The organism is Rhizobacter sp. (assembly GCA_019635355.1).
In the GTDB taxonomy this organism is placed as follows: domain Bacteria; phylum Pseudomonadota; class Gammaproteobacteria; order Burkholderiales; family Burkholderiaceae_C; genus Rhizobacter.
Map to the genome: position 1 here is coordinate 4,022,627 of JAHBZQ010000001.1, position 26,694 is coordinate 4,049,320.

Sequence of the window (26,694 nt, forward strand, 5' to 3'; positions counted from 1 at the left end):
CTTTCACACGGCGCGGCACAGGCGTACCGTTGAACAATCTGACGGTGCAGCCGATAACGATCCCGACATGAATCGAGCCGTTTTCACCTCGTGGGCCGATGCCCTGCTGGGCACCGACCGGAACCAGCGCGTGCGCATGACGCAGGCGCTGGTGGCGAGCGGCATCTATACGGCCCTCACCGGCATCATGGGCCTGGGCGTGCTGCTCGGGCTCGTCGAGCCGCGCCCGGCGGCGGCGCTCGCCGTCACGGTGCTCGGTGTGTCGGCGGTGTTCCTCGTGCTCATCCGCAGCGGCGCCAACCTGCGCTTTGCCTCCGACCCGGCGCTCACGCAGGCGCAGGGCTTCTTCTGCGTGCTGGCCGCCTGCGCGTGTTACGTCATCGCCGGGCCGTTCCGCGGCGCGATCCTCATGACGGTGGTGATCGGCCAGGTGTTCGGCATCTTCGCGCTCACGCCGCGCCAGGCCCGCCGCATGGCCACGCTCGGGGTGGCGGCCCTGGGCGTCACGATGACGGCCGGCGCGTTCGCCGACCCGGTGCGCTTCCCGCCCCGCGTCGAGCTGCTCAACTTCCTGCTCATCGTGCTGATGCTGCCGACCATCGGCTGGCTGACCGGCACGCTCAGCGCCATCCGCAACAAGCTGCGCCTGCAGAAGGTGCAGCTCGAAAACGCCCTGCAGCAAAACCGCCTGCTGGCCACGCAGGACGAACTCACCGGCCTGTCGAACCGGCGCCACATGACCACCCTGCTCGTGGCCGAGCGCGGGCGCCAGCAGCGCAACCGCATGCCGATCAGCATGGTGCTGATGGACATCGACCACTTCAAGCGCATCAACGACAGCTGCGGCCACCAGGCCGGCGACCAGGTGCTGCAGATCTTTGCCGACGTCATCACCCACGGCCTGCGAACGGGCGATGCGCTGGCGCGCTGGGGCGGCGAGGAGTTCCTGCTGATGCTGCCCAACACCACCGCCGAAGACGCGCTCATCTGCGTGGAGCGCATGCGCGGCCAGCTGGCCGCTCGCAGCTTCGAGCACATCGCCCCGAAGCTGACCGTGACGTTTTCCGCAGGCATCGGCGTGTGCACGGTCGACGACCGCACCGACGCCATCATCGAGCGCGCCGACCGCGCCATGTACCGCGCCAAGACCTCGGGCCGCAACCGTACCGTCGTGGCCTGAAAAGGGGCCGCTGGCGGGAAATGTGCCCGCACCTCGCGAGCGCATGCCCACATCGGCCCGTCGTGCTTGCTCAAGAAAGCCCGGGCAATGGCCGATACATCAGGCATCCCCTGAACGCTGGACCCGCCTGCCATGCAACCCGATTACAGCCCGTCTCTCGAAGGCCCGACGCAGCCCTATGTCGACCTGACCGACCCGCTCGAGGTCGCCCGCTGGTCCTGGCTGCTCGACGTGCCCGACCACCAGATCCACCACGCCGTGCGGCTGGTGGGCAACAACGGCGACGCCGTGGCGCACTACATCGAGCTCTACGGCCGCCCGGCCGGCCGAGCCCGGCACTGAAGCGAACGCTGGCACGAAGCTCGCTTTCCAGCCGCTCGAGCGCTTCAACCGCGTTTGAAGTGCTCGCCAACCGACCGGGTACGTCGGTTTTGCTGCTGGAAATCACATGACTGACAAACAACGTCATCGCCACCACCATGCACCCCACGGCTTTCTGCCGAACTGGGCGCTGGTGATGTTTGCGGCCGGCGCCATCCTCGTGGCGACCCTGGCGCGCACGCTGATCTGAACGATTAGCCTGACCCTCCTCCTCCACGGGCGCACCGGCCCGGGGCGGCAAGCGGCTTGCATTGAAGATGCCGGCACGTGTCGCCACGCACTGTTTGGAGGATGGCCATGGACGAGTACACCGCCCAATTGGTGAAGGAAAGCTGGGACCTGGTCGAGCCCATCGCTCCCCGGGCCGCCGAACTCTTCTACGCCAACCTCTTCCGGCTCGACCCGTCGCTCAAGCCGCTCTTCACCGGCGACATGGTGGTGCAGGGCGAGAAGCTGATGAAGATGATCGGCGTGGCGGTGGGCCTGCTGGGCCAGCCCCAGCTCCTGCTGCCGGCCTTGCAGACCCTCGGCCGGCGCCATGCCGACTACGGCGTGCGCGACGACCACTACGACACCGTGGGCACGGCCCTGCTGGCCACGCTGCAGCAAGGCATCGGCGTCGCCTTCACGCCCGAGGTGCGCGAGGCCTGGATCGATGTCTACGGGGTCTTGTCGCGCACCATGAAGGAAGCGGCGCGGGTGGCCGCCTGAGCGGCGCTCACTTCGGCAACAAGGCCCACATGCGCAGCGGCTGCTTCATGCGGCCGGCCTGCTGCTCGGCGGTGTCGCCCCAGCCCCAGAAATAGTCGGCCCGCACCGCGCCGACGATCGCGCTGCCGGTGTCTTGCGCCATCACCAGGCGGCGCAGCGGCGTGCTCGCGAGCGGCTCGGTGGTGTCGAGCCAGACGGGGGTGCCGTAGGGCACGCTCTGCGCGTCGACCGCGATGGAGCGGCCGGGCGTGAGCGGCACGTTCTGCGCGCCCTTGGGGCCGAGCGCCGGGTCGGGCAGGGCTTCTTCGCGGAAGAAGACGTAGCGCGGGTTGGCCCACAGCATCTCGTCGAGCCGCTTCGGGTTGGCCCGCGCCCAGGCCTTGATGGCGGGCCAGGAGGCTTCACCCGCGCGCAGCTCGCCCTGGTCGATGAGCCACTTGCCGACCGAGCGGTAGGGGTGGTCGTTGTGCCCGGCGTAGGCCACACGCAGCAGCTTGCGCTGGCCGTTGGCTTCGGTGAGCTGCAGGCGGCCCGAGCCCTGGATCTGCAGCACCAGCGCATCGAGCGGGTCGGCCACGAAGGCGATGGCGTTGCCGCGCAGCGCGGCCTGTGCAGCGGGCTGGGTGGCGATCTGCTGGCGCGTCCAGTAGGGCTTGCGGGTGGCGAGGTCGGCCGGCACGCCGTGCAGCGGGATGCGGAAGCTGCCACCCGCCACGCGCCGGGCTTCGACCAGCGGCTCGAAGTAGCCGGTGATGAGGCCTTCGGTGGCACTGTCGGCCGTCTCCACGCGCCAGGGCTGCATGCGCTGCTGCACCCAGGCGCGCGCCGAGGCGTTGGAGGCCGGGGTGACGTTGCGCGCGTCGAGGCAGATGCGCGCCCACTCGAGCGGCGGTTTGTCGCAGCCGCGTTGCAGCGCCGGCCACCACTCCATCAGGGCATCGGACTCCCAGCCGGGCAGTTCCGACCAGTCGGCCTTCACCCAGCGCGAGCGGTTGCGCTGCATCACCACGGGCGGTGTGGTGCCCGGCTTGTCGACCGCGGGCGGGGTCATGACCGGGGGCGGCGGGCTCACAGGACCACTCGCGCAGGCGGTGAGCACTCCTAGAATCGCCGCCGCTGCAAAACGGCGGAAGCCGAACGGGATCGTCATCATGGGTTTGTTGTTGCTCGAAGCGCTGGCGGCGCTCGGGGTGTTGGTGCTGATCGTGTGGTGGACCATGTTCTCGGGACGCAAGGGCGGTGAACGCCAGGAGCGTGGCGACGAGGCCGACGGCGATGAGAGCTGAAAGACGAGCGCGGGTTCAGCCGCCGCCGTCGAGATCGATGTGCTGGTCCATGTCGAGCGCCGGCTGATCGACACGCGGCGTGCCCACCACGCGCGCCGGCACACCCACCACCGTCTTGTGCGGCGGCACCTCGTCGAGCACCACGCTGCCCGCGCCCACCTTGGCGCCGTCGCCGACGCGGATGTTGCCGAGCACCTTGGCCCCGGCACTGAGCAGCACGCCGCGGCCGATCTTCGGGTGGCGGTCGCCCGTCTCCTTGCCGGTGCCGCCGAGCGTCACGCCTTGCAGGATGGAGACGTTGTCACCCACCACCGCCGTCTCGCCGATCACGACGCCGGTGGCGTGGTCGATGAAGACACCGGCCCCGACCACGGCCGCCGGGTGGATGTCGACCGCGAACACTTCCGACGCGCGTCCCTGCAGGCACTGCGCGAGCGCCTTGCGGTTGCGGCCCCAGTACCAATGCGCGATGCGATGCGTCTGCAGCGCGTGGAAGCCCTTGTGATTGAGGACGGGGTTGACGCTCGACCCGGCGGCCGGGTCGCGCTCGCCGATGGCGGCGAGGTCGGCGCGGGCGAGCTGGCCGATCTGCGGCTCGGCCTGCAGCGCATCGCGCACGAGCGTGCGCAGGTCGTCGACGGGCAGCTCGGCAAACGCGAGCTTGTGGGCCAGCAGCTCCGCCAGTGCAGCTTCCAGCGAAGGTTGGTCGAGGATCACCGCGTGCAGCAGTCGCGCGAGCACCGGCTCGGCGCTCGCGAGCTGAGAGGCGTCGGTGCGCAGTGCCTGCCAGATCGGATCGACCGGAGCGTTCATGCGCGCGCTCAATGCAAGGTCGACGGGACCGACAGCGAGAACTCGGGCACGGCCGCGTCGAAAGGCCGTGCGTCTTCGGTCATGCAGAAGAAGGTGCCGCGCATGCTGCCTTGCGGTGTGTGGATCCGCGTCCAGCTCGTGTACTCGAAACGCTCGCCTGGTTTCAGCAGCGGCTGCTGGCCGACGACGGCGAGCCCGCGCACTTCTTCGACGTGGCCGCGTGCATCGGTGATCACCCAATGGCGCGCGATGAGCTGTGCGGTGATGTCGCCGGTGTTGACGATCTGGATGGTGTACGCATAGGCATGCACGCCTTGCTCGGGGTCTGCCTGTTCAGGCAGGGGGCGCACGCTGACGCTGCAGGTGAATTCGGGCTTGGCCATCGTTCGATTCTAGGGAGGCTCCTAAAATCCTTCGGATGAGCACGCCCACCTACCGCATCGCCCCCAGCATCCTCTCTGCCGATTTCGCCCGCCTGGGCGAGGAGGTGCGCAACGTGATCGCGGCCGGCGCCGACTGGATCCATTTCGACGTGATGGACAACCACTACGTGCCCAACCTGACCTTCGGGCCGATGATCTGCGAGGCGCTGCGCAAGCACGCCGCGCGCGCCGATGGCACCGCGGTGCCGATCGACGTGCATTTGATGGTGCAGCCGGTCGACTCGCTCGCGCAGGCCTTCTGCAAAGCGGGGGCGGACCTGGTGAGCTTCCACCCCGACGCCAGCACGCACGTGGACCGCACGCTGCAGCTCATCAAGGCCGAGGGCAAGCAAGCCGGGCTCGTGTTCAACCCGGCCGAGCCGCTCGATGTGCTGGAGTGGGTGATCGACAAGGTCGACCTCATCCTGATCATGAGCGTCAACCCCGGCTTCGGCGGGCAGAGCTTCATTCCGAGCGCGCTCAGGAAGATCGAGCAGGCCCGCAAGATCATCGAGAAGAGCGGGCGCGACATCCGCCTCGAAGTCGACGGGGGCATCAAGGTCGACAACATCCGCCAGGTGGCCGATGCCGGCGCCGACACCTTCGTGGCCGGCAGCGCGATCTTCGGCAAGCCCGACTACAAGGGTGTGATCGACGCGATGCGCATGCAGCTGGCGCGCTGAACGGCCGATGCTGAGACCGCTGACGGAATTCAAGGCCGCGATCGTCGACCTCGACGGCACGATGATCGACACGCTGGGGGACTTCGACGTCGCCCTCAACGCCATGCTCGACGACTTGTCACTGTCGCGCGTGGACCGTGCGTTCATCGAGCACACCGTGGGCAAAGGCTCGGAGCACCTGATCCGCAGCACGCTGGCGCATGTGGGCAGCGAGGCCTCGGCCTTCGGCGCCGCGTGGGCGCGCTACCAGCACCACTACCTGCGCATCAACGGCGAGCATGCGGCGGTGTACCCGGGTGTGCGCGAGGGCCTGCAGGCCATGCAGTCACGAGGCCTCGTGCTGGCCTGCCTCACCAACAAGCCGACCGCCTTCGCGCGGCCGCTGTTGGAGAAGAAAGGCCTTGACGGCTATTTCGCGCAGGTCTTCGGCGGCGATGCGTTCGAGCGCAGGAAACCCGACCCCTTGCCGTTGCTCAAGACCTGCGAGGCGCTGGGCGTGCCGCCCTCACGCACGCTGATGGTGGGCGATTCGAGCAACGACGCGCGTGCCGCACGTGCCGCCGGCTGCCCGGTGGTGCTGGTGAGTTACGGCTACAACCACGGCGAGCCGGTGCAGGCCGTCGACGCCGATGGCGTGATCGACCGGCTCGACGCCCTGGCCTGATCAGCTGTTGGGCGGCAGTGCCGGCGCCTTGCCGAGCAGCGCGTCTTTCAGGTTGGCATCGGCGGGCGACTGGCCCAGCCAGATCTTCACGAGCGCCGAGAAGAACTCGGGCTCCTTGATCGGCTCGATGGTCGGCTTGCCGTTCACATAGATCATGGTGCCGGTGCCCGGCGTCCAGTCGACCGAGAACGAGTCACCGGCATTGAGCTTCTTGATGCGGAAGAAGAGCTCGCTCAGCTTGAGCGTGCCGGCCACCGACTTCGAGAACTCGTCCTTCGGTGCGTTGTCTTCCATGCCGCGGGTGAAGAGCTTGCCGAGTTCACCGGCGTTGATCTCGCGCAGCATCACGATGTGCACACGCTTCGCGCCGGGCGTGCGCAGCACGTCTTCGGTGGTGTTGGCTTTCTTCGTGAGGTAGAGGCCGGCGGCATAGACCTTGAACACCGCCTTGTAGCGCACGCCCGCGCCATTGAGCACGAGCGTGGTGTTGCCCGACTGGATGGCGTTGTCGTACTTCACACCGCCGACCTGGGTGGTGTCGGCCAGGGCGCTGCCAGCGGCAGCCAGCGACAAGGCGGTGGCGATGATGAGCTTGCGAATCACGGCGAGACTCCGGGCATGGATCGCACGAGCGTGCGGAAAGCAGGATTGTCGCAAAACGTCGTTCGAATGCGAGGGGCCCAGTTCACGGAAACCCGGGATTCAGGGCTGCGCTTCGAAGTCGCCTGCTACACTTTTTGGATGTTCATCGCGCGCAAACAAACCAAAGGGTCGCACGACCGGGGAGCTTGGCCCTGGCGTCGCCAGCTTCCGTAGGTTGCGTTTGCCGCCGGCCTTGAGCGTGTTGTCGTGAAACGCTCCGCCTTCGGCTCCACCGGCTGCCCCGCGCGGGCGCCGTCCGTCTGAACCTCGTCACATGCGGGCTGCATGCTTGCCCCGCCGGGCCATTGGAGGGCCCAGAAGGTGATCACCGAACTCGAATTCAAGAGCCTTGCCGCCGAAGGCTTCAACCGCATTCCGCTGATGGCCGAAGCCTTCGCGGACCTCGAAACCCCGCTCTCGCTCTACCTCAAGCTTGCCTATGCCTCGGGCAGCGGCAAGCACAGCTTCCTGCTGGAATCGGTGGTGGGCGGCGAGCGCTTCGGACGCTATTCGTTCATCGGCTTGCCGGCGCGCACGCTGCTGCGCGCCACCGGCTTTCGCACCGAGATCGTCACCGACGGCAAGGTGGTCGAGACGCACGAGGGCAACCCGCTCGACTTCATCTCCGAGTACCAGAAGCGTTTCAAGGTGGCGCTGCGCCCGGGCCTGCCGCGTTTTTGCGGCGGCCTGGCCGGCTACTTCGGCTATGACGCGGTGCGCTACATCGAGCCCAAGCTCGCGAAGACCGAGAAGCCGGGTGGCATCGACACACCCGACGTGCTGCTGCTGCAGTGCGAAGAGCTGGCGGTGATCGACAACCTGTCGGGCCGGCTCTACCTCATCGTCTACGCCGACCCGTCGCAGCCCGAGGCCTACTTCCGAGGCAAGCGCCGGCTGGCCGAGCTCTCCGACAAGCTCAAGTACAGCGTGACCGCACCGCCCGTGAAGCGCGGCACGTCGCACGCGGTGGAGCGCGAGTTCGCGAAGGAGGACTACCTCGCCGCGGTGCTCAAGTCGAAGGAGTACATCGCGGCCGGCGACATGATGCAGGTGCAGATCGGCCAGCGGCTGAAGAAGCGCTACACCGAGTCGCCGCTCAGCCTGTACCGCGCGCTGCGCTCGCTGAACCCGTCGCCCTACATGTACTTCTACGACATGGGTGACTTCCAGATCGTCGGCGCCTCGCCTGAGATCCTGGTGCGGCAGGAGCACACGCCCGAGGGCCAGAAGGTGACGATCCGCCCGCTGGCCGGCACGCGGCCTCGCGGTGCCACGCCCGAGCAGGACAGGGCGCTGGAAGCCGAGCTCAGCGCCGACCCGAAGGAGCGTGCCGAGCACGTGATGCTGATCGACCTGGCGCGCAACGACATCGGCCGCATCGCCAAGACCGGTAGCGTGAAGGTGACCGACGCCTTCGTGATCGAGCGCTACTCGCACGTGATGCACATCGTGAGCAACGTCGAAGGCATCCTGAAAGACGGGATGAGCAACCTCGACGTGCTCAAGGCGACCTTCCCGGCCGGTACGTTGACCGGTGCGCCCAAGGTGCGGGCGATGGAAATCATCGACGAGCTGGAGCCGGTCAAGCGCGGCATCTACGGCGGCGCCTGCGGCTACCTGAGCTTCGCGGGCGACATGGATGTGGCAATCGCCATCCGCACCGGCATCGTCAAGGACAACACGCTGTACGTGCAGGCCGCGGCGGGTGTCGTGGCCGACTCGGTGCCCGAGCTGGAATGGAAAGAAACCGAAGCGAAGGCGCGGGCCTTGCTGCGCGCCGCTGAACTCGTCGAGGAGGGCTTCTGAATGCTGCTCATGATCGACAACTACGACAGCTTCACCTTTAACTTGGTGCAGTACTTCGCCGAGTTGGGTGAAGACGTCCGCGTCTTCCGCAATGACGAGATCACGCTCGAAGGCATCAGCGAGTTGAAGCCCGACCAGCTGGTGCTGTCGCCCGGCCCATGCTCACCCGCCGAAGCCGGCATCTGCGTGAGTGCGATCCAGCACTTCACCGGCAAGCTGCCCATCCTGGGGGTGTGCCTGGGCCACCAGGCCATTGGGGCGGCACTGAAGGGCAAGATCATCCGCGCGAAGACGCAGATGCACGGCAAGACCGATGTCATCACGACGGACAAGCGTGGTGTGTACAGCGACCTGCCGGAGAAGTTCACCGTCATTCGCTACCACTCGCTGGTGATCGAGCGGGCGACGCTGCCGAAAGAGCTGGAGATCACCTCGACTTCGCAAGACGACGAGATCATGGGCGTGCGGCACACCGCGCTGGCCGGCACGAAGACGCCGCTGGAAGGTGTGCAGTTCCATCCCGAGTCCATCCTCACCGAGCATGGGCACGCGATGCTGAAGAACTTCCTCGAGCTGAAGAACTGAATCGAGCGCGGCATGAAGGTCGTCGATCTGCGCAGCGACACCGTCACCCGGCCCACGCTTGGCATGCGCGAGGCGATGGCGCGGGCCGAGGTGGGCGATGACGTGTTCGGCGACGACCCGACCGTCAACCGGCTGCAGGAGCGCATCGCGGCGATGCTGGGCAAAGAGGCGGCGCTCTTCCTGCCCAGCGGCACGCAGAGCAATCTCGCGGCGGTGATGAGCCACTGCGGCCGTGGCGACGAGATGATCGTCGGCCAGATGGCGCACACCTACCGCTGGGAGGCTGGCGGTGCGGCGGTGCTGGCGAGCGTGCAGCCGCAACCGCTCGAGCACCAGCCCGATGGCACGCTGGCGCTGGCCGACATCGAGGCCGCGGTCAAGCCCGACGACCCGCATTTCGCGCGCACGCGCCTGCTGTGCCTGGAGAACACGCTGGGGGGGAAGGTCCTGCCGCAAAGCTACATGGGCGATGCCACCGCGTTGGCGCGCCGGCATGGCCTGGCGACGCATCTGGATGGCGCTCGCCTCTTCAACGCGGCGGCGGCACTCGATGTGCCGGCAGGTGACATCGCGCAGCACTTCGACAGCGTCTCGGTGTGTTTCTCGAAGGGCCTGGGGGCGCCGGTGGGTTCGGCCTTGTGCGGTTCGCGCGAGCTGATCGAACGTGCCCGGCGTGTGCGCAAGATGCTCGGCGGCGGCATGCGCCAGGCCGGCGTGCTGGCGGCAGCGGCGCTCTATGCACTGGACCATCACGTTGAACGGCTTGCCGACGACCATGCACTCGCACGGCGGCTCGCCGAGGGCCTGCGCGGCATCCCGGGGCTGGTGGTCGAGCCACCTGAAACCAACATGGTGTTCGTCGAGGTGGACCGGGGCCGTGCCGCCGCGCTGCTTGAACACCTCAAGGCGCAAGGCGTGCTGGCGACGGGCCTCTACCGCCTGCGTTTCGTCACGCACCTCGACCTCGATGCGGACGGCATCGATCACGCCATCGCTGCGATCCGTGTCCACATGACCGCTTGAAAGTACCCGAAGCCATGACCATCACCAACACCGAAGCGCTGGCGCGCGTCATCGACCACCGCGAGATCTTCCACGACGAGATGCTGACGCTGATGCGCCGCATCATGAGCGGCGAGATGTCGCCGGTGATGATCGCGGCGCTCTCGATGGGCTTGCGCGTCAAGAAAGAAACCATCGGCGAGATCGCCGCGGCCGCGCAGGTGATGCGCGAACTGGCGACGCCGGTGCCCGTGGCCGACAAGGCGCACCTCGTCGACCTGTGCGGAACCGGCGGCGATGGCGCGCACACCTTCAACATTTCGACGGCGGCCATGTTCGTGGCAGCCTCTGCGGGCGCGAGGGTGGCCAAGCATGGCGGGCGCAGCGTGTCGTCGAGCACCGGCAGCGCCGACGTGCTGGAGGCGTTCGGCGCCAATGTGAACCTCACGCCCGAGCAGGTCGCGCAATGCCTGGAGCAGACCGGCATCGGCTTCATGTTCGCCCCGAACCACCATGCGTCGATGAAGCATGCCGCGCCCGTGCGCAAGGAGCTCGGCGTGCGCACCATCTTCAACATCCTCGGGCCGCTGACCAACCCGGCGCAGGCGCCGAACCAGCTGATGGGCGTCTTCCATGCCGACCTCGTGGGCATCCAGGTGCGCGTGTTGCAGCGCCTCGGCTCCGACCACGTGATGGTGGTCTACGGCATGAACGGCATGGACGAGATCTCGCTCTCGGGCGAGACGCTCATCGGCGAGCTGAAGAACGGCGAGGTGCGCGAATACGTGGTGCACCCGAGCGACTTCGGCATGCCGGTGTACGACAGCCGGGTGCTGCGGGTGGCCGACAAGGCCGAGTCGGTGCAGTGCATCCAGCGTGCGCTGGCCAACGAAGACGGGCCCTTGCGCGACATCGTGCTGCTCAACGCGGGCGGGGCCCTGTATTGCGCGAACGTGGTGTCGTCGATCGCCGATGGCGTGAAGCGCGCCCGCGAAGCGGTGGCCTCTGGTGCTGCCACCCGGAAACTGAGCCAGTTCGTGGCCGCCACCCAGCAGTTCAAATCATGAGCGACATCCTCGACAAGATCGTGGCGGTCAAGCGCGAGGAAATCGCCGCCGCCAGCCGCCACCGCGACCTGGCGTCGCTGCGCCGTGAGGCCGAGGCGCGCACGGATGTCCGCGACTTCGTGGCCGCCCTGCGGAGCAAGGTGGCCGCAGGCCAGGCGGCGGTGATCGCCGAGGTGAAGAAGGCCAGCCCCAGCAAGGGCGTGCTGCGTGAAAACTTCGTGCCGGCCGACATCGCCACGAGCTACGAGCGTCATGGCGCGGCGTGCCTGAGCGTGCTGACCGATGTGCAGTTCTTCCAGGGCTCTGCGGCCTATCTGCAGCAGGCGCGCGCCGCCTGCGCCTTGCCGGTGTTGCGCAAGGACTTCATGGTCGACCCGTACCAGGTCTACGAGGCGCGTGCGATGGGGGCGGACTGCATCCTGCTGATCGCCGCCTGCCTGGAGGACGCGCAGATGGCTGACCTGGAGGCGCAGGCGCTCTCGCTGGGCATGGCGGTGCTGGTCGAGGTGCACGATGGTGCCGAACTCGACCGGGCGCTGCGGCTGAAGACCCCGCTCGTCGGCATCAACAACCGCAACCTGCGCACCTTCGAGGTGACGCTCGACACGACGCTCGCCTTGTTGCCCCGCGTGCCGCGCGATCGTCTGCTCGTGACCGAGAGCGGGATCCTCGGGGCGGCCGACGTGGCCCGCATGCGCGGCGCGGACGTTCACGCATTTCTGGTCGGCGAAGCCTTCATGCGCGCCGCCGACCCGGGTGCCGCGCTAGCGCAACTCTTCGCATGACGGCCGACGACCTGCGCGCCGCCTTTGGCACGGTGCCCGAGGCGTGGCGCAGGGTGCTGCCTGGCTGGACGCTCGACAAGCAGGCGGCCTTGATCGGGCGGATCAAGGAGGTCTCAGGCGACAAGCCGATCGGCCCGGAAGACCCGTTCCGGGCCTTGCGCCTTGTGAGGCCAGAGGAGGCCAAGGTGGTGATCTTCGGCCAGGACCCCTACCCCACGGCGGGCCATGCCGACGGCCTCGCCTTTTCGGCGGGGCATGGCAAGCCGCGGTCGCTTGCCCGCATCTTCGAAGTGCTGGCTGCGGATCGACCGGGGTGGGTGCCGCCCGCCGTGTGGAAGCTCGACGCCTGGGCCCGGCAAGGGGTGTTGCTCTTGAACCCGGCGCTGACGGTGGAAATCGGGTCGGCAGGCAGTCACCTCAAGACGGGTTGGCTTGCGCTTACATCCGAGATTGTTTCCGTGTTGAGCCAGCGCAGCGATCCACCCATCTTCCTCGTTTGGGGCGGCAAGGCCCAGGATTTCCTCGCCCGGGCGGTGCCTCCCGGGGTGCAGCCGCGCGTCCTGGCAACGCGCCACCCCTCCTACGACCTTCACAAGCAGTTCATGTCCGGCGGCAGCCACTTCGTGGCAACTCAGCAACTCGTCGACTGGTGGGCTCTGTGATCGCGGATCTTCAAAATTTGATGCTATAGTCCCGGGTTCGCTTTGGAGGGGTGCCCGAGTGGCTAAAGGGGGCAGACTGTAAATCTGTTGGCTTACGCCTACGCTGGTTCGAATCCAGCCTCCTCCACCAAAGCGAACCGATTTCAAAACAAGTGTTGACGCCCGGATGGCATGGCGCCTGAAGGGGCTCCCGAGCGGGAGTAGTTCAATGGTAGAACCCTAGCCTTCCAAGCTAATGACGCGGGTTCGATTCCCGTCTCCCGCTCCATGACGTCGCCAGTGGTTTGCGTGTTGAAGAAGTGCAAACCAGTGTCGATTGGCACCGAAGTTTGGTTCGGCCCATGTGGCTCAGTGGTAGAGCACTCCCTTGGTAAGGGAGAGGTCACGCGTTCGATCCGCGTCATGGGCACCACAGTTTTCTTCAGCACCGACCGCTAGGAGCTCGAAATGGCAAAAGGCAAATTTGAACGGACCAAGCCGCACGTGAACGTGGGGACGATTGGTCACGTGGACCATGGCAAGACGACGCTGACGGCGGCGATCACGACGGTGCTGTCGAAGAAGTTCGGCGGTGAAGCCAAGGCGTATGACCAGATCGACGCGGCGCCCGAAGAAAAGGCGCGCGGCATCACCATCAACACCGCCCACGTTGAGTACGAGACCGCCAACCGTCACTACGCGCACGTCGACTGCCCCGGGCACGCCGACTACGTGAAGAACATGATCACCGGTGCTGCCCAGATGGACGGCGCCATCCTCGTGTGCTCGGCCGCTGACGGCCCCATGCCCCAGACCCGCGAGCACATCCTGCTCGCCCGTCAGGTCGGTGTGAAGTACATCATCGTCTTCCTCAACAAGTGCGACATGGTCGACGACGCCGAGCTCCTCGAGCTCGTCGAAATGGAAGTGCGCGAGCTCCTCAGCAAGTACGACTTCCCCGGCGACGACACCCCCATCATCAAGGGCTCGGCCAAGCTCGCCATGGAAGGCGACACCGGCGAACTCGGCGAGGGTGCCATCTTCAAGCTCGCAGAAGCCCTCGACACCTACATCCCCACGCCTGAGCGCGCCATCGACGGCGCCTTCCTCATGCCCGTGGAAGACGTGTTCTCCATCTCCGGCCGCGGCACCGTCGTGACCGGCCGTGTCGAGCGTGGTGTCATCAAGGTCGGTGAAGAAATCGAAATCGTCGGCATCAAGGCCACGCAAAAGACCACCTGCACCGGCGTCGAGATGTTCCGCAAGCTGCTCGACCAAGGTCAGGCAGGCGACAACGTCGGCATCCTGCTGCGCGGCACCAAGCGCGAAGAAGTCGAGCGCGGCCAAGTGCTGTGCAAGCCCGGCTCCATCAAGCCCCACACCCACTTCACCGCTGAGATCTACGTTCTGAGCAAGGAAGAGGGCGGCCGCCACACCCCGTTCTTCAACAACTACCGTCCCCAGTTCTACTTCCGCACGACGGACGTGACCGGCGCGGTGGAGCTGCCGAAGGACAAGGAAATGGTCATGCCGGGCGACAACGTCAGCATCACCGTCAAGCTGATCGCCCCGATCGCCATGGAAGAAGGCCTGCGCTTCGCCATCCGCGAAGGCGGCCGCACCGTCGGCTCGGGCGTCGTCGCCAAGATCCTGGAGTAAAGAAAGCCACAGGGGTATAGCTCAATTGGCAGAGCGCTGGTCTCCAAAACCAGAGGTTGTAGGTTCGATTCCTACTGCCCCTGCCAAGCCCGCAAGGAGCCGAAAGCCCTGCGGGCTTTGCTACTGAAAGGCAGTTCGCTGCCTGAGCTTCAGGTTGAACCTGATCGAACACATGGCCAATCCGCAAATCGAAACTGTTTCCACCGGCGCCGACAAGGCCAAGCTGGCTGTGGCCGGCGTCCTGGTCGTGGGCGCGGTGGTCGCGTTCTACCTGCTCGGCAAGCAAGACATGTGGGTGCGCGTGGTCGCGCTCCTCGTGCTGCTGGCGATGGCCGTTGGGACGTTCTTCACCTCCGAGTCGGGCAAGCAGCTGATCGCCTTCGGTCAAGACTCCGTCAAGGAAGTGAAGAAGGTGGTCTGGCCGACCCGCAAGGAAGCGGGCCAGATGACCCTCTACGTGTTTGCGTTCGTCGTCGTGATGGCACTGTTCCTGTGGCTGACCGACAAGACCCTGGAGTGGGTGCTGTACGACCTGATTCTCGGATGGAAGAGGTAAGCCGATGAGCGAACAACCCACCACGGGCGGTGAAGTGACGGCGGCCTCGCTGGCGCCGGCGACCAACAAGCGCTGGTACGTCGTGCACGCCTATTCCGGCATGGAAAAGGCTGTCGAGCGCAACCTGCGCGAGCGCATCGAACGCTCGGGCATGCAAGACAAGTTCGGCCGCATCCTGGTGCCGATGGAAGAAGTTGTCGAGCTCAAGAACGGCAAGAAGGCCGTGACCGAGCGCCGTTTCTTTCCGGGCTACGTGCTGGTCGAGATGGAGATGGCCGACGACACCTGGCACCTGGTGAAGCACACCAGCAAGGTGACGGGCTTCGTGGGTGGTGCGAAGAACCGCCCGGCGCCGATTTCCGAAGCCGAGGTGATGAAGATCGTCACCCAGATGCAAGAGGGTGTGGAGAAGCCGCGGCCTAAGGTGGAGTGGTCGGTTGGCGAGCTGGTGCGCGTCAAGGAAGGCCCGTTCACCGACTTCAATGGCGCCGTGGAAGACGTCAACTACGACAAGTCCAAGGTGCGTGTGTCGGTCACCATCTTCGGCCGCGCGACGCCGGTCGAGCTCGACTTCTCCCAAGTCGAAAAGATCTGAGCCTGAATGGCGGCTCGGCGCTTCGGCGCTGAAGCTATTCCGTTGCTGCCGGTGACGAGACACCGGTCCGAGGAGCCAAGGTAACCAGTCCTTGGCGTTTGAACTCAAGGCCCATGCTGTTGATGGGCCTCGTAGGAGAGAAACATGGCCAAGAAAATTGTCGGCTTCATCAAGCTGCAAGTTCCGGCGGGTAAAGCCAACCCGTCCCCCCCGATCGGTCCGGCGCTGGGTCAGCGCGGTCTGAACATCATGGAGTTCTGCAAGGCGTTCAACGCCCAGACACAAGGCATGGAGCCGGGTCTGGCGCTGCCGGTGGTGATCACCGCCTTTGCGGACAAGTCCTTCACCTTCGTCCTGAAGAGCCCGCCCGCGGCGGTGCTGATCAAGAAGGCGCTCAAGCTCGACAAGGGTTCGGCCAAGCCCCACACCGACAAGGTTGGCAAGCTGACCCGCGCGCAGGCTGAGGAGATTGCCAAGGTCAAGGTCAAGGACCTGACCGGCGCCGACCTCGACGCCGCTGTCCGCACGATCGCTGGTACCGCCCGTTCGATGGGCGTGACGGTGGAAGGAGTCTGAACATGGCCAAGCTGACCAAACGCCAGAAGGCCCTCGCCGGCAAGGTTGAGAGCACCAAGCTGTACGCCCTCGACAACGCGCTCGCGATCGTCAAGGAATGCGCCACCGCCAAGTTCGATGAATCCATCGACGTGGCCGTGCAACTCGGCATCGACGCCAAGAAGTCCGACCAGGTCGTGCGTGGCGCCGTCGTGCTGCCCAACGGCACCGGCAAGACCAAGCGCGTCGCCGTGTTCGCCCAAGGCGCCAAGGCTGAAGAAGCCAAGGCCGCCGGTGCCGACATCGTCGGTATGGACGACCTCGCCGAGCGCATCAAGGCCGGCAACATGGACTTCGACGTGGTGATCGCATCGCCCGACACCATGCGCATCGTCGGTACCCTCGGTCAGGTGCTGGGCCCGCGTGGCCTGATGCCGAACCCGAAGGTCGGCACGGTGACGCCTGACGTCGCCACCGCGGTGAAGAATGCCAAGGCGGGCCAGGTGCAGTTCCGCGTCGACAAGGCCGGCATCGTGCACGGCACGATCGGCCGCCGTTCGTTCGACTCCGACAAGCTCGCCGGCAACCTGCGCGCACTGATCGAAGCCCTGAACAAGGCCAAGCCGGCCACGTCCAAGGGCATCTACCTGCGCAAGGTGGCGATCTCGTCGACGATGGGTGTGGGCGCCCGCGTGGACGTGGCGACCATCAACGCCGCACCGACGCAGGCTTGAGAAGACATGGGCCGCGCTGAGTCTGGCGCGGCCTTGAAGAGTTTGGTGGGCCGTTGCGGCGAAAGCGGCAACGGGTCATCGAAGACCGCAGGCGCAGCGCGAGCTGCTTAATCGACGATCCGAGTGATGAACTCGGTCCGACGCCCGCGCAGATGGCGGTCCCCGCTGGAAAGAGAACGAAAGTTTTCTGGATAGAGAGGTCGCTGCATTGTGGTGTGTTCGGAGGCGGCAACGCCAAAGAACACGTTTGTGTGAGGAGCAGACCTTGAGTCTCAATCGCAACGAGAAAGCCACCGTGGTGGCGGATGTGGCGGCCCAGGCGGCCAAGTCGCAGACGCTGGCGCTGGCCGAGTACCGTGGCCTCACCGTCGCTCACCTCGACGTGCTGCGCAAGCAGGCGCGCGAAAAGGGCGTGTACCTTCACGTGCTGAAGAACACCCTGGCTCGCCGTGCCGTCGCTGGCACCCCGTTCGAAGTGGCGTCGGACGCCATGGTCGGTCCGCTGATCTACGGTTTTTCTGAAGATGCTGTCGCCGCGGCCAAAGTCATCGCCGACTTTGCCAAGGGCAACGACAAGCTGGTGCTGAAGGCTGGCGCTTACGCTGGCAAGGCGCTGGACGCGGAGGCTGTGAAGGCCCTGGCGTCCATCCCGAGCAAGGAAGTGCTGCTGTCGCAGATCGCCGGCTTGCTCAAGTCGCCGGTCCAGCGCACCGCTGCCGTCCTGGCCGCTCTGGCCAAGAAGCGCGAAGAAGCCGCCCCGGCTGCCTGATCGGCAAGCATCTCAATTCACTCATCTATCTAGGAAATCATCATGGCATTCGACAAAGACGCATTCCTGACCGCCCTCGACAGCATGTCGGTCATGGAACTCAATGACCTGGTCAAGGCAATCGAAGAGAAGTTCGGCGTGTCCGCCGCTTCGATGGCTGTTGGCGGTGGCGGCGGTGCCGCTGGCGGCGCTGCCGCTCCGGCCGCTGAAGAGAAGACCGAATTCAACGTGATGCTGCTCGAAGCAGGCGCCAACAAGGTGTCGGTCATCAAGGCCGTTCGCGAAATCACCGGCCTGGGCCTCAAGGAAGCCAAGGACCTGGTCGATGGCGCTCCGAAGCCCGTCAAGGAAGGCGCTGCCAAGGCCGATGCCGAAGCCGCCGTCAAGAAGCTGGTGGAAGCCGGCGCCAAGGCCGAACTCAAGTAATCGAGTCTCGGCAAAGGGGCTGGGAGCCGTTTTCGGCCCCCAGCCTTTTGCGCTTCAAGGGTCCCTCTCGCCAAACGGCCGGATGACCCCTTGGAGAACAGCTGTAAAGCCCCCGGTTGACAATCGAGGGCTTTCCAAGTGTTCTCTGAACCGACTGCAGAGAACCGGTTTGGTCGGGCCCCGGTGCAACGCCGGGGTTGTCCGCCAGCGGCTGGTAGTGGCCAGCCACCAAGCGTCGAACGCAATGTTCGAGTTGACAGTCGCCGACGGTGACTCGCCTAGGCCAGGCGTGTTTCCTGAGATGGAGTGAGAAATCACCTATGGCGCAACAAGCAACCCCGTACAGCTACACCGAGCGCAAGCGTATCCGCAAGAGCTTCGGCAAGCGAGAGAGTGTCCTCAACGTTCCCTATCTGCTCACGATGCAGAAGGAGTCTTACGTTGCCTTCCTGCAAAAGGACGTCCCACCGCAGAAACGCAAACCTGAAGGTCTGCAAGCGGCTTTCCTCTCCGCCTTCCCGATCGTGTCGCACAACGGGTTTGTGGAGATGAAGTTCATCGAATACAACATGGCCAAGCCCGCATTCGACACGCGCGAGTGCCAGCAGCGTGGCCTGACCTACGCCGCCGCCGTGCGCGCCAAGTTGCAGATGATCATCTATGACCGTGAAGCCGCGCAGGCCAAGACGGTCAAGGAAATCAAGGAACAAGAGGTCTACATGGGCGAAGTGCCGCTCATGACCGACTACGGCTCGTTCATCGTCAACGGCACCGAGCGCGTGATCGTGTCTCAGCTGCACCGTTCGCCGGGCGTGTTCTTCGAGCATGACAAGGGCAAGACGCACTCGTCGGGCAAGCTGCTGTTCTCGGCGCGGATCATTCCGTACCGTGGCTCCTGGCTCGACTTCGAATTCGACCCGAAGGACATCCTGTACTTCCGCGTCGACCGCCGTCGCAAGATGCCGGTCACGATTCTGCTGAAGGCCATCGGCCTGAACCCGGAATCGATCCTGGCCAACTTCTTCGTCTTCGACAACTTCCGCCTGATGGACTCGGGCGCGCAGCTCGAATTCGTGGCCGACCGCCTGCGTGGCGAAATCGCCCGCTTCGACATCACCGACAAGAACGGCAATGTCGTGGTCGAGAAGGACAAGCGCATCACCGCGCGCCACACCCGCACCCTCGAGCAGACCGAGACGCAGTTCATCAGCGTGCCTGAGGACTACCTCGTCGGCCGCGTGCTGGCCCGCAACATGGTCGACGCCGACACCGGCGAGATCATTGCCAAGGCCAACGACGAGTTGACCGAAGCGCTGCTGAAGAAGCTGCGCGCCGCCGGCGTGAAGGAGCTGCAAGCTCTGTACACCAACGAGCTCGACGAAGGCGCCTACATCAGCCAGACCCTGGCCGCGGACGAAACCGCCGACCAGCTGGCCGCACGTGTCGCCATCTACCGCATGATGCGCCCCGGCGAGCCGCCGACGGAAGACGCGGTGGAAGCCCTCTTCAACCGCCTCTTCTACAACGCCGACACGTATGACCTGTCGCGCGTGGGCCGCATGAAGTTCAACGCTCGCGTGATGCGTGATTCGGCCGAAGGTCCGATGACGCTGAGCAACGATGACATCCTCGATGTGGTGAAGATCCTCGTTGAGCTGCGCAACGGCCGTGGCCAAGTGGACGACATCGACCACCTGGGCAATCGCCGCGTGCGTTGCGTCGGCGAGCTGGCCGAGAACCAATACCGTTCCGGTCTCGCCCGCATCGAGAAGGCCGTGAAGGAGCGTCTGGGTCAGGCCGAAACCGAAGCCTTGATGCCGCACGACCTGATCAACTCCAAGCCGATCTCGGCTGCCCTGAAGGAGTTCTTCGGCGCGTCGCAGCTGTCGCAGTTCATGGACCAGACCAACCCGCTCTCCGAGATCACGCACAAGCGCCGTGTCTCGGCCCTGGGCCCGGGCGGTCTGACCCGCGAGCGCGCCGGCTTCGAAGTGCGCGACGTGCACGTGACCCACTACGGCCGCGTCTGCCCGATCGAAACGCCGGAAGGCCCGAACATCGGCCTGATCAACTCGCTGGCCCTCTACGCGCAGCTGAACGAATACGGCTTCCTCGAGACGCCGTACCGCCGCGTGGCCGATGGCAAGGTGACCGACCAGATCGACTACCTCTCCGCCATCGAAGAAGGCAAGTACGTGATCGCCCAGGCGAACGCGACGCTCGACAAGGACGGCAAGCTGATCGACGAGCTGGTCTCGGCCCGTGACAACGGCGAATCCATCCTGACCTCGCCGGAACGCATCCAGTACATGGACGTGGCCCCGACGCAGATCGTGTCGGTCGCCGCCTCGCTCGTGCCCTTCCTGGAGCACGACGACGCGAACCGCGCACTGATGGGCGCCAACATGCAGCGCCAGGCCGTGCCGGTGCTGCGCCCCGAGAAGGCCTTCGTCGGCACCGGTGTCGAGCGCGTGGCCGCGAAAGACTCTGGCACCGTCGTCGCGGCCCGCCGCGGTGGCGTGGTGGACTACGTCGACACTAACCGCATCGTGATCCGCGTCAACGACACGGAAACGGTGGCCGGTGAAGTCGGCGTCGACATCTACAACCTGATCAAGTACCAGCGTTCCAACCAGAACACCAACATCCACCAGCGCCCGATCGTGAAGCGCGGCGATGTGGTGTCGGCCGAAGACATCATCGCCGACGGTGCCTCCACCGACATCGGCGAGCTGGCCCTCGGCCAGAACATGCTGGTCGCGTTCATGCCCTGGAACGGCTACAACTTCGAGGACTCGATCCTCATCAGCGAACGTGTCGTCGCCGACGACCGCTACACCTCGATCCACATCGAGGAACTGGTGGTCATGGCGCGTGACACCAAGCTGGGCGCCGAAGAAATCACGCGCGACATTCCGAACTTGAGCGAGCAGCAACTGGCTCGCCTTGACGAGTCGGGCATCGTCTACGTGGGCGCCGAGGTGAACCCGGGCGACACGCTGGTGGGCAAGGTCACGCCCAAGGGCGAGACCACGCTGACGCCGGAAGAGAAGCTGCTGCGCGCCATCTTCGGCGAGAAGGCTTCTGACGTGAAGGACACCTCGCTGCGCGTGGACCAGGGCACGAGCGGCACCGTGATCGACGTGCAGGTCTTCACCCGCGAAGGCATCCAGCGCGACAAGCGCGCCCAGCAGATCATCGACGACGAGCTGAAGCGCTACCGCCTCGACCTGAACGACCAGCTGCGCATCGTGGAAGCCGACGCCTTCGACCGGATCGAGAAGCTCCTGGTTGGCAAGGTCGCCAACGGTGGCCCGCAGAAGATCGCCAAGGGCACGAGCATCACGAAGGACTACCTCGCGACCGTCGAGAAGTACCACTGGTTCGACATCCGCCCGGCCGATGAAGAGCTGGCCAACCAGCTCGAGTCGATCAAGAACTCGCTCGAGCAGACCCGCCACAGCTTCGACCTCGCCTTCGAAGAGAAGCGCAAGAAGCTGACGCAAGGCGACGAGCTGCCCGCTGGCGTGCTCAAGATGGTGAAGGTGTACCTCGCCGTCAAGCGTCGCCTGCAGCCTGGCGACAAGATGGCCGGCCGTCACGGCAACAAGGGTGTGGTCTCGAAGATCACCCCGGTCGAAGACATGCCCTACATGGCCGACGGCACGCCGTGCGACATCGTGCTCAACCCGCTGGGCGTGCCCTCGCGGATGAACGTGGGTCAGGTGCTCGAGGTTCACCTCGGCTGGGCCGGCAAGGGCATCGGCCAGCGCCTGGGCGACATGCTGCAACAGCAGGCCAAGGTGGCCGAGCTGCGCAAGTTCCTCGACGAGCTGTACAACAAGTCGGGTGGCAAGACCGAACGACTCGATCACCTCGGCGACGACGAGATCATCGAGATGGCGCAGAACCTGAGCAAGGGCGTGCCCTTCGCAACGCCGGTGTTCGACGGCGCGACCGAAGAGGAAATCCGCGGCATGCTCAAGCTTGCCTACCCGGATGACATCGCCAAGGCCAAGGGCCTGACCGAGACCCGCACGCAGGCCACGCTGTACGACGGCCGCACCGGCGAGAACTTCGAGCGCCCGGTCACCGTCGGCTACATGCACGTGCTGAAGCTGCACCACCTGGTCGACGACAAGATGCACGCCCGCTCCACCGGCCCGTACTCGCTGGTCACGCAGCAACCGCTGGGCGGCAAGGCCCAGTTCGGTGGTCAGCGCTTCGGCGAAATGGAAGTGTGGGCACTGGAAGCCTATGGCGCCAGCTACGTGCTGCAGGAAATGCTGACCGTGAAGTCCGACGACGTGAATGGCCGTACCAAGGTGTACGAGAGCATCGTCAAGGGTGAGCACGCGATCGAGGCCGGCATGCCGGAATCGTTCAACGTGCTGGTCAAGGAGATCCGTTCGCTCGGGATCGACATGGAACTCGAGCGCAACTAAAGGAATAGGAGAGATATATGAAGGGTTTGCTGGATCTCTTCCGTCAATTCACCCCTGATGAGCATTTCGATGCCATCAAGATCGGCCTGGCCTCGCCCGAGAAGATTCGGTCGTGGTCCTTCGGCGAGGTGAAGAAGCCCGAGACGATCAACTACCGGACTTTCAAGCCGGAACGTGACGGTCTCTTCTGCGCCAAGATCTTCGGGCCGATCAAGGACTACGAGTGCCTGTGCGGCAAGTACAAGCGCCTGAAGCACCGCGGCGTGATCTGCGAAAAGTGCGGCGTCGAAGTCACCCAGACCAAGGTCCGCCGTGACCGCATGGGCCACATCGACCTGGCCGCTCCCTGCGCGCACATCTGGTTCCTGAAGTCGTTGCCGTCGCGCCTCGGCCTCGTGCTCGACATGACGCTGCGCGACATCGAGCGCGTGCTGTACTTCGAAGCCTACGTGGTCGTCGACCCGGGCATGACCCCGCTGAAGAAGTTCAGCATCATGTCGGAAGACGATTACGACGCGAAGCGCACCGAGTTCGGCGACGAGTTCGTGGCCCTGATGGGTGCGGAAGGCGTGCAACGCCTGCTCGCCGAGATGGACCTCGACACCGAGATCGAGAAGCTGCGTGGCGACATGACCGGCTCCGAGCTCAAGGTCAAGAAGAATTCCAAGCGCCTCAAGGTGATGGAAGCCTTCAAGAAGTCGGGCATCAAGCCGCAGTGGATGGTGATGAACGTGCTGCCCGTGCTGCCGCCGGACCTGCGTCCGCTGGTGCCGCTGGACGGCGGCCGTTTCGCCACCTCCGACCTGAACGACCTCTATCGCCGCGTCATCAACCGCAACAACCGTCTCGCGCGTCTGTTGGAGTTGAAGGCCCCCGAGATCATCGTGCGCAACGAAAAGCGCATGCTGCAAGAAGCGGTGGACTCGCTGCTCGACAACGGCCGTCGCGGCAAGGCGATGACCGGTGCCAACAAGCGCGCCCTCAAGTCGCTGGCCGACATGATCAAGGGCAAGTCGGGTCGTTTCCGCCAGAACCTGCTGGGCAAGCGCGTCGACTACTCGGGCCGTTCGGTCATCGTGGTGGGCCCGACGCTCAAGCTGCACCAGTGCGGCCTGCCCAAGCTGATGGCGCTCGAGCTCTTCAAGCCCTTCATCTTCTCGCGCCTGGAAGCCATGGGCATCGCCACCACCATCAAGGCGGCGAAGAAGGAAGTGGAATCGGGCACGCCGGTGGTGTGGGACATCCTTGAAGAAGTCATCAAGGAACACCCGGTCATGCTGAACCGTGCGCCGACGCTGCACCGCCTGGGCATCCAAGCCTTTGAGCCGGTGCTGATCGAAGGCAAGGCGATCCAGCTGCACCCGCTCGTCTGCGCGGCGTTCAACGCCGACTTCGACGGTGACCAGATGGCTGTCCACGTGCCGCTGTCGATCGAAGCGCAGATGGAAGCCCGCACGCTGATGCTGGCCTCCAACAACGTGCTGTTCCCGGCCAACGGCGAACCGTCGATCGTGCCGTCGCAAGACGTGGTGCTGGGCTTGTACTACGCCACCCGCGAGCGCATCAACGGCAAGGGCGAAGGCATCATCTTCTCCGACGTGGTCGAAGTGCAGCGTGCACTCGACAACGGCCAGGTCGAGATCACCGCCAAGATCAGTGTGCGCCTGACCGAGTGGGTGAAGGACAAGGCGACGGGCGAGTTCAAGCCCGAGACCAAGCTCGTCGACACCACCGTCGGCCGTGCTCTGTTGAGCGAGATCCTGCCCAAGGGGTTGCCGTTCTCGAACATCAACAAGGCGCTGAAGAAGAAGGAAATCTCGCGCCTGATCAACACCTCGTTCCGCAAGTGCGGTCTGAAGGAAACGGTGGTCTTCGCCGACAAGCTGCTCCAGTCGGGCTTCCGCCTGGCCACGCGCGCCGGCATCTCGATCGCGATCGACGACATGCTGGTGCCGAAGGAAAAGCACACGCTGATCGAGCGCGCCGAGAAGGAAGTGAAGGAGATCGAGCAGCAGTACGTCTCGGGTCTCGTGACGGCGGGCGAGCGCTACAACAAGGTGGTGGACATCTGGGGCAAGACCGGTGACGAAGTCGGCAAGGTCATGATGTCGCAGCTGTCGAAGCAGAAGACGACCGACCGCAACGGCAAGCAGGTGGACCAGGAGTCGTTCAACTCCATCTACATGATGGCCGACTCGGGTGCTCGTGGCTCTGCCGCGCAGATCCGCCAGCTGGCCGGCATGCGCGGCCTGATGGCCAAGCCGGACGGCTCGATCATCGAGACGCCCATCACGGCGAACTTCCGTGAAGGCCTGAACGTGTTGCAGTACTTCATCTCCACCCACGGTGCTCGTAAGGGCCTGGCGGACACGGCGTTGAAGACCGCGAACTCGGGCTACCTCACGCGCCGTCTGGTCGACGTGACGCAAGATCTGGTGGTCACCGAAGACGACTGCGGCACGCAGAACGGCATGGCGATGCGCGCGCTGGTCGAAGGCGGTGAAGTCATCGAATCGCTGCGCGACCGTGTGCTCGGCCGGGTGACCGCGATCGAAGTGCAGCACCCGGAAACCAGCGCCACGCTGGTCGAGCCCGGCCGCATGCTGGACGAAGACACGCTGGACGAGCTGGAGGCGGCGGGTGTCGACGAGATCAAGGTCCGCACCGCGCTGACCTGCGACACGCGCTTCGGCCTGTGCGCCAAGTGCTACGGCCGTGACCTCGGCCGTGGTGGCGTGGTCAACCGCGGCGAAGCCGTCGGTGTGATCGCTGCCCAGTCGATCGGCGAACCCGGCACGCAGCTGACGATGCGCACCTTCCACATCGGTGGTGCGGCGTCGCGTGCGGCGGTGGCCTCGAGCGTAGACGCGAAGTCCGACGGCAACATCGGCTTCAACGCCACGATGCGCTACGTGACCAACGGCAAGGGCGACCTGGTGGTGATCTCGCGTTCCGGCGAAATCATCATCTCCGACCAGCACGGCCGCGAGCGTGAGCGCCACAAGGTGCCGTATGGCGCGGTGCTCAACATCAAGCCCGACCAGGCCATCAAGGCCGGCACGGTGCTCGCCAACTGGGACCCGCTGACCCGACCCATCATCACGGAATTCGCCGGCAAGGCGAAGTTCGAGAACGTGGAAGAGGGCGTGACGGTCGCCAAGCAGGTCGACGAGATCACGGGTCTGTCGACCCTGGTCGTGATCGACCCGAAGCGCCGCGGCTCGACCAAGGTCGTGCGTCCGCAGGTCAAGCTGCTCGACGTGTCGGGCGCCGAAGTGAAGATCCCGGGCACCGACCACTCGGTGACCATCGGCTTCCAGGTCGGTGCGCTGATCCAGATCCGCGACGGCCAAGACCTCGCGCCGGGTGAAGTGCTCGCACGTATCCCGGTCGAAGGCCAGAAGACCCGAGACATCACCGGCGGTCTGCCGCGTGTGGCCGAGCTCTTCGAAGCCCGCACCCCGAAGGACAAGGGCACGCTGGCCGAGATCACCGGCACCGTGTCGTTCGGCAAGGAGACCAAGGGCAAGGTTCGCCTGCAGATCACCGACCCGGAGGGCAAGGTGTTCGAGGAACTCGTGCCGAAGGAAAAGAACATCCTCGTGCACGAAGGCCAGGTGGTGAACAAGGGCGAGTCGATCGTCGACGGTCCGGCCGATCCGCAGGACATCCTGCGCCTGCTGGGCATCGAGGAGCTGGCGCGCTACATCGTCGACGAAGTGCAGGACGTCTACCGTCTGCAGGGCGTGAAGATCAACGACAAGCACATCGAGGTGATCGTTCGCCAGATGCTGCGCCGCGTGCAGATCGTCAACCCGGGCGACAGCCACTACATCGCCAACGAGCAGGTCGAACGTTCGGAGCTGCTGGACACCAACGATCGCCTGCGCGCCGAAGGCAAGCAGATCGCCACGCACGCCGACGTGCTCTTGGGCATCACCAAGGCCTCGCTGTCGACCGACTCGTTCATCTCGGCCGCGTCCTTCCAGGAAACGACCCGCGTGCTCACCGAGGCGGCCATCATGGGCAAGCGCGACGAGCTGCGTGGCCTGAAGGAAAACGTCATCGTGGGCCGTCTGATCCCGGCCGGCACCGGCATGGCCTTCCACGAGGCCCGCAAGGTGAAGGAAGAGCTGGACGACGCCGAGCGCCGTGCGATCGCGCTGGAAGAAGCGGCGGAAGAGATGTCGGCGGTGGACGAAGCGGCTGCGGCCGCTCCGGCGGCCGGTGGCGAAGCTTCCGAATAAGCGACCTTCTTCGCGATTTGAAAGGGCGGCTTCGGCCGCC

General features: G+C 65.3%; 24 protein-coding genes and 4 tRNA genes. 24 read left to right on the top strand and 4 right to left on the bottom strand.

Going from position 1 to position 26,694, the window contains the following annotated elements; translation table 11 throughout:
* Nucleotides 1-67 precede the first annotated feature (67 nt).
* The 3 genes from KF892_18530 to KF892_18540 all read left to right on the top strand — a co-directional run bounded on the left by KF892_18530 (nucleotide 68) and on the right by KF892_18540 (nucleotide 2,272).
* Nucleotides 68-1,180 (top strand): diguanylate cyclase, encoded by a 1,113-nt coding sequence (locus KF892_18530; protein MBX3627023.1) that lies wholly within the window; start codon nucleotides 68-70, stop codon nucleotides 1,178-1,180.
* A gap of 132 nt (nucleotides 1,181-1,312) precedes the next feature.
* Nucleotides 1,313-1,522: a DUF3606 domain-containing protein gene (locus KF892_18535; protein ID MBX3627024.1), complete on the top strand. Its 210-nt coding sequence runs from the start codon at nucleotides 1,313-1,315 to the stop codon at nucleotides 1,520-1,522.
* A 336-nt stretch (nucleotides 1,523-1,858) separates the two neighbouring features.
* Nucleotides 1,859-2,272 carry a hemin receptor gene (locus tag KF892_18540; GenBank protein MBX3627025.1) on the top strand — a complete coding sequence of 138 codons (414 nt, stop codon included), beginning with the start codon at nucleotides 1,859-1,861 and terminating at the stop codon, nucleotides 2,270-2,272.
* A 7-nt stretch (nucleotides 2,273-2,279) separates the two neighbouring features.
* On the opposite strand, the gene KF892_18545 is transcribed toward KF892_18540, so the two are convergent.
* From KF892_18545 to apaG, 3 genes are all read right to left on the bottom strand, one after another.
* Entirely contained in the window at nucleotides 2,280-3,491 is a 1,212-nt protein-coding gene (locus KF892_18545; GenBank protein MBX3627026.1) for an MltA domain-containing protein, read from the bottom strand.
* A gap of 82 nt (nucleotides 3,492-3,573) precedes the next feature.
* Entirely contained in the window at nucleotides 3,574-4,371 is a 798-nt protein-coding gene (gene cysE, locus KF892_18550) for a serine O-acetyltransferase (protein MBX3627027.1), read from the bottom strand.
* Between the two features lie 8 nt (nucleotides 4,372-4,379).
* On the bottom strand, nucleotides 4,380-4,754 hold the full coding sequence (gene apaG, locus KF892_18555) for a Co2+/Mg2+ efflux protein ApaG (GenBank protein ID MBX3627028.1): 375 nt from the start codon (nucleotides 4,752-4,754) through the stop codon (nucleotides 4,380-4,382).
* Nucleotides 4,755-4,789: 35 nt separating this feature from the next.
* Between apaG and rpe the strand changes: the two genes are divergently transcribed.
* Entirely contained in the window at nucleotides 4,790-5,476 is a 687-nt protein-coding gene (gene rpe / locus KF892_18560; protein ID MBX3627029.1) for a ribulose-phosphate 3-epimerase, read from the top strand.
* A 7-nt stretch (nucleotides 5,477-5,483) separates the two neighbouring features.
* A complete protein-coding gene (gene gph / locus KF892_18565; GenBank protein MBX3627030.1) occupies nucleotides 5,484-6,140 on the top strand; it encodes a phosphoglycolate phosphatase in 657 nt (218 codons plus the stop codon).
* Here gph and KF892_18570 read toward each other — a convergent pair whose 3' ends face one another.
* Nucleotides 6,141-6,740 carry a chalcone isomerase family protein gene (locus KF892_18570; GenBank protein MBX3627031.1) on the bottom strand — a complete coding sequence of 200 codons (600 nt, stop codon included), beginning with the start codon at nucleotides 6,738-6,740 and terminating at the stop codon, nucleotides 6,141-6,143.
* Nucleotides 6,741-7,103: 363 nt separating this feature from the next.
* On the opposite strand from KF892_18570, the gene KF892_18575 reads away from it, so the two are divergent.
* From KF892_18575 to rpoC, 19 genes are all read left to right on the top strand, one after another.
* Nucleotides 7,104-8,588 (top strand): anthranilate synthase component I, encoded by a 1,485-nt coding sequence (locus KF892_18575; GenBank protein ID MBX3627032.1) that lies wholly within the window; start codon nucleotides 7,104-7,106, stop codon nucleotides 8,586-8,588.
* Entirely contained in the window at nucleotides 8,589-9,173 is a 585-nt protein-coding gene (locus KF892_18580) for an aminodeoxychorismate/anthranilate synthase component II (protein ID MBX3627033.1), read from the top strand.
* Nucleotides 9,174-9,185: 12 nt separating this feature from the next.
* A complete protein-coding gene (gene ltaE / locus KF892_18585) occupies nucleotides 9,186-10,196 on the top strand; it encodes a low-specificity L-threonine aldolase (GenBank protein ID MBX3627034.1) in 1,011 nt (336 codons plus the stop codon).
* Nucleotides 10,197-10,210: 14 nt separating this feature from the next.
* Nucleotides 10,211-11,242 carry an anthranilate phosphoribosyltransferase gene (gene trpD, locus KF892_18590; protein ID MBX3627035.1) on the top strand — a complete coding sequence of 344 codons (1,032 nt, stop codon included), beginning with the start codon at nucleotides 10,211-10,213 and terminating at the stop codon, nucleotides 11,240-11,242.
* Nucleotides 11,239-12,027 carry an indole-3-glycerol phosphate synthase TrpC gene (gene trpC, locus KF892_18595; GenBank protein MBX3627036.1) on the top strand — a complete coding sequence of 263 codons (789 nt, stop codon included), beginning with the start codon at nucleotides 11,239-11,241 and terminating at the stop codon, nucleotides 12,025-12,027. Before trpD ends, trpC begins: the two co-directional genes overlap by 4 nt.
* A complete protein-coding gene (locus KF892_18600; protein MBX3627037.1) occupies nucleotides 12,024-12,689 on the top strand; it encodes a uracil-DNA glycosylase in 666 nt (221 codons plus the stop codon). The genes trpC and KF892_18600 overlap by 4 nt, the downstream gene beginning before the upstream one ends.
* Before the next feature lie 44 nt (nucleotides 12,690-12,733).
* A tRNA-Tyr gene (locus tag KF892_18605) sits at nucleotides 12,734-12,819 on the top strand.
* A 64-nt stretch (nucleotides 12,820-12,883) separates the two neighbouring features.
* Nucleotides 12,884-12,957 (top strand) — tRNA-Gly (locus tag KF892_18610).
* Nucleotides 12,958-13,026: 69 nt separating this feature from the next.
* Nucleotides 13,027-13,101, top strand: a tRNA-Thr gene (locus tag KF892_18615).
* A 35-nt stretch (nucleotides 13,102-13,136) separates the two neighbouring features.
* The gene (gene tuf, locus KF892_18620; GenBank protein ID MBX3627038.1) at nucleotides 13,137-14,327 is read left to right on the top strand and encodes an elongation factor Tu; all 1,191 of its coding nucleotides are present in this window, start codon (nucleotides 13,137-13,139) and stop codon (nucleotides 14,325-14,327) included.
* Nucleotides 14,328-14,337: 10 nt separating this feature from the next.
* Nucleotides 14,338-14,413, top strand: a tRNA-Trp gene (locus KF892_18625).
* Between the two features lie 86 nt (nucleotides 14,414-14,499).
* A complete protein-coding gene (gene secE / locus KF892_18630; GenBank protein MBX3627039.1) occupies nucleotides 14,500-14,883 on the top strand; it encodes a preprotein translocase subunit SecE in 384 nt (127 codons plus the stop codon).
* A gap of 4 nt (nucleotides 14,884-14,887) precedes the next feature.
* The gene (gene nusG / locus KF892_18635; GenBank protein ID MBX3627040.1) at nucleotides 14,888-15,478 is read left to right on the top strand and encodes a transcription termination/antitermination protein NusG; all 591 of its coding nucleotides are present in this window, start codon (nucleotides 14,888-14,890) and stop codon (nucleotides 15,476-15,478) included.
* A gap of 144 nt (nucleotides 15,479-15,622) precedes the next feature.
* Nucleotides 15,623-16,054 (top strand): 50S ribosomal protein L11, encoded by a 432-nt coding sequence (rplK, locus tag KF892_18640; protein MBX3627041.1) that lies wholly within the window; start codon nucleotides 15,623-15,625, stop codon nucleotides 16,052-16,054.
* Between the two features lie 2 nt (nucleotides 16,055-16,056).
* Nucleotides 16,057-16,767 (top strand): 50S ribosomal protein L1, encoded by a 711-nt coding sequence (gene rplA / locus KF892_18645; protein MBX3627042.1) that lies wholly within the window; start codon nucleotides 16,057-16,059, stop codon nucleotides 16,765-16,767.
* Between the two features lie 265 nt (nucleotides 16,768-17,032).
* Nucleotides 17,033-17,536, top strand: a complete 504-nt coding sequence (gene rplJ, locus KF892_18650) for a 50S ribosomal protein L10 (protein MBX3627043.1) — start codon at nucleotides 17,033-17,035, stop codon at nucleotides 17,534-17,536.
* Between the two features lie 42 nt (nucleotides 17,537-17,578).
* Complete coding sequence (gene rplL, locus KF892_18655; protein MBX3627044.1) at nucleotides 17,579-17,962, top strand: 50S ribosomal protein L7/L12; 384 nt, start codon at nucleotides 17,579-17,581, stop codon at nucleotides 17,960-17,962.
* A gap of 320 nt (nucleotides 17,963-18,282) precedes the next feature.
* Nucleotides 18,283-22,407, top strand: coding sequence for a DNA-directed RNA polymerase subunit beta (gene rpoB / locus KF892_18660; protein ID MBX3627045.1), 4,125 nt, complete (start codon nucleotides 18,283-18,285; stop codon nucleotides 22,405-22,407).
* A gap of 17 nt (nucleotides 22,408-22,424) precedes the next feature.
* On the top strand, nucleotides 22,425-26,654 hold the full coding sequence (gene rpoC, locus KF892_18665) for a DNA-directed RNA polymerase subunit beta' (protein ID MBX3627046.1): 4,230 nt from the start codon (nucleotides 22,425-22,427) through the stop codon (nucleotides 26,652-26,654).
* The last annotated feature ends 40 nt before the right edge of the window (nucleotides 26,655-26,694 follow it).

Bases quoted from the DNA above. Each gene is read 5' to 3' on its own strand.
- nusG (MBX3627040.1), top strand. From the start codon at position 14,888: ATGAGCGAACAACCCACCACGGGCGGTGAAGTGACGGCGGCCTCGCTG.
- cysE (MBX3627027.1), bottom strand. From the start codon at position 4,371: ATGAACGCTCCGGTCGATCCGATCTGGCAGGCACTGCGCACCGACGCC.
- KF892_18600 (MBX3627037.1), top strand. From the start codon at position 12,024: ATGACGGCCGACGACCTGCGCGCCGCCTTTGGCACGGTGCCCGAGGCG.
- rplK (MBX3627041.1), top strand. From the start codon at position 15,623: ATGGCCAAGAAAATTGTCGGCTTCATCAAGCTGCAAGTTCCGGCGGGT.
- apaG (MBX3627028.1), bottom strand. From the start codon at position 4,754: ATGGCCAAGCCCGAATTCACCTGCAGCGTCAGCGTGCGCCCCCTGCCT.
- rpe (MBX3627029.1), top strand. From the start codon at position 4,790: ATGAGCACGCCCACCTACCGCATCGCCCCCAGCATCCTCTCTGCCGAT.
- secE (MBX3627039.1), top strand. From the start codon at position 14,500: ATGGCCAATCCGCAAATCGAAACTGTTTCCACCGGCGCCGACAAGGCC.
- rpoB (MBX3627045.1), top strand. From the start codon at position 18,283: ATGGCGCAACAAGCAACCCCGTACAGCTACACCGAGCGCAAGCGTATC.
- trpD (MBX3627035.1), top strand. From the start codon at position 10,211: ATGACCATCACCAACACCGAAGCGCTGGCGCGCGTCATCGACCACCGC.
- KF892_18580 (MBX3627033.1), top strand. From the start codon at position 8,589: ATGCTGCTCATGATCGACAACTACGACAGCTTCACCTTTAACTTGGTG.
- ltaE (MBX3627034.1), top strand. From the start codon at position 9,186: ATGAAGGTCGTCGATCTGCGCAGCGACACCGTCACCCGGCCCACGCTT.
- KF892_18540 (MBX3627025.1), top strand. From the start codon at position 1,859: ATGGACGAGTACACCGCCCAATTGGTGAAGGAAAGCTGGGACCTGGTC.
- rplL (MBX3627044.1), top strand. From the start codon at position 17,579: ATGGCATTCGACAAAGACGCATTCCTGACCGCCCTCGACAGCATGTCG.
- KF892_18545 (MBX3627026.1), bottom strand. From the start codon at position 3,491: ATGGTCCACCACACGATCAGCACCAACACCCCGAGCGCCGCCAGCGCT.
- rplA (MBX3627042.1), top strand. From the start codon at position 16,057: ATGGCCAAGCTGACCAAACGCCAGAAGGCCCTCGCCGGCAAGGTTGAG.
- tuf (MBX3627038.1), top strand. From the start codon at position 13,137: ATGGCAAAAGGCAAATTTGAACGGACCAAGCCGCACGTGAACGTGGGG.
- gph (MBX3627030.1), top strand. From the start codon at position 5,484: ATGCTGAGACCGCTGACGGAATTCAAGGCCGCGATCGTCGACCTCGAC.
- rpoC (MBX3627046.1), top strand. From the start codon at position 22,425: ATGAAGGGTTTGCTGGATCTCTTCCGTCAATTCACCCCTGATGAGCAT.
- KF892_18535 (MBX3627024.1), top strand. From the start codon at position 1,313: ATGCAACCCGATTACAGCCCGTCTCTCGAAGGCCCGACGCAGCCCTAT.
- trpC (MBX3627036.1), top strand. From the start codon at position 11,239: ATGAGCGACATCCTCGACAAGATCGTGGCGGTCAAGCGCGAGGAAATC.
- KF892_18530 (MBX3627023.1), top strand. From the start codon at position 68: ATGAATCGAGCCGTTTTCACCTCGTGGGCCGATGCCCTGCTGGGCACC.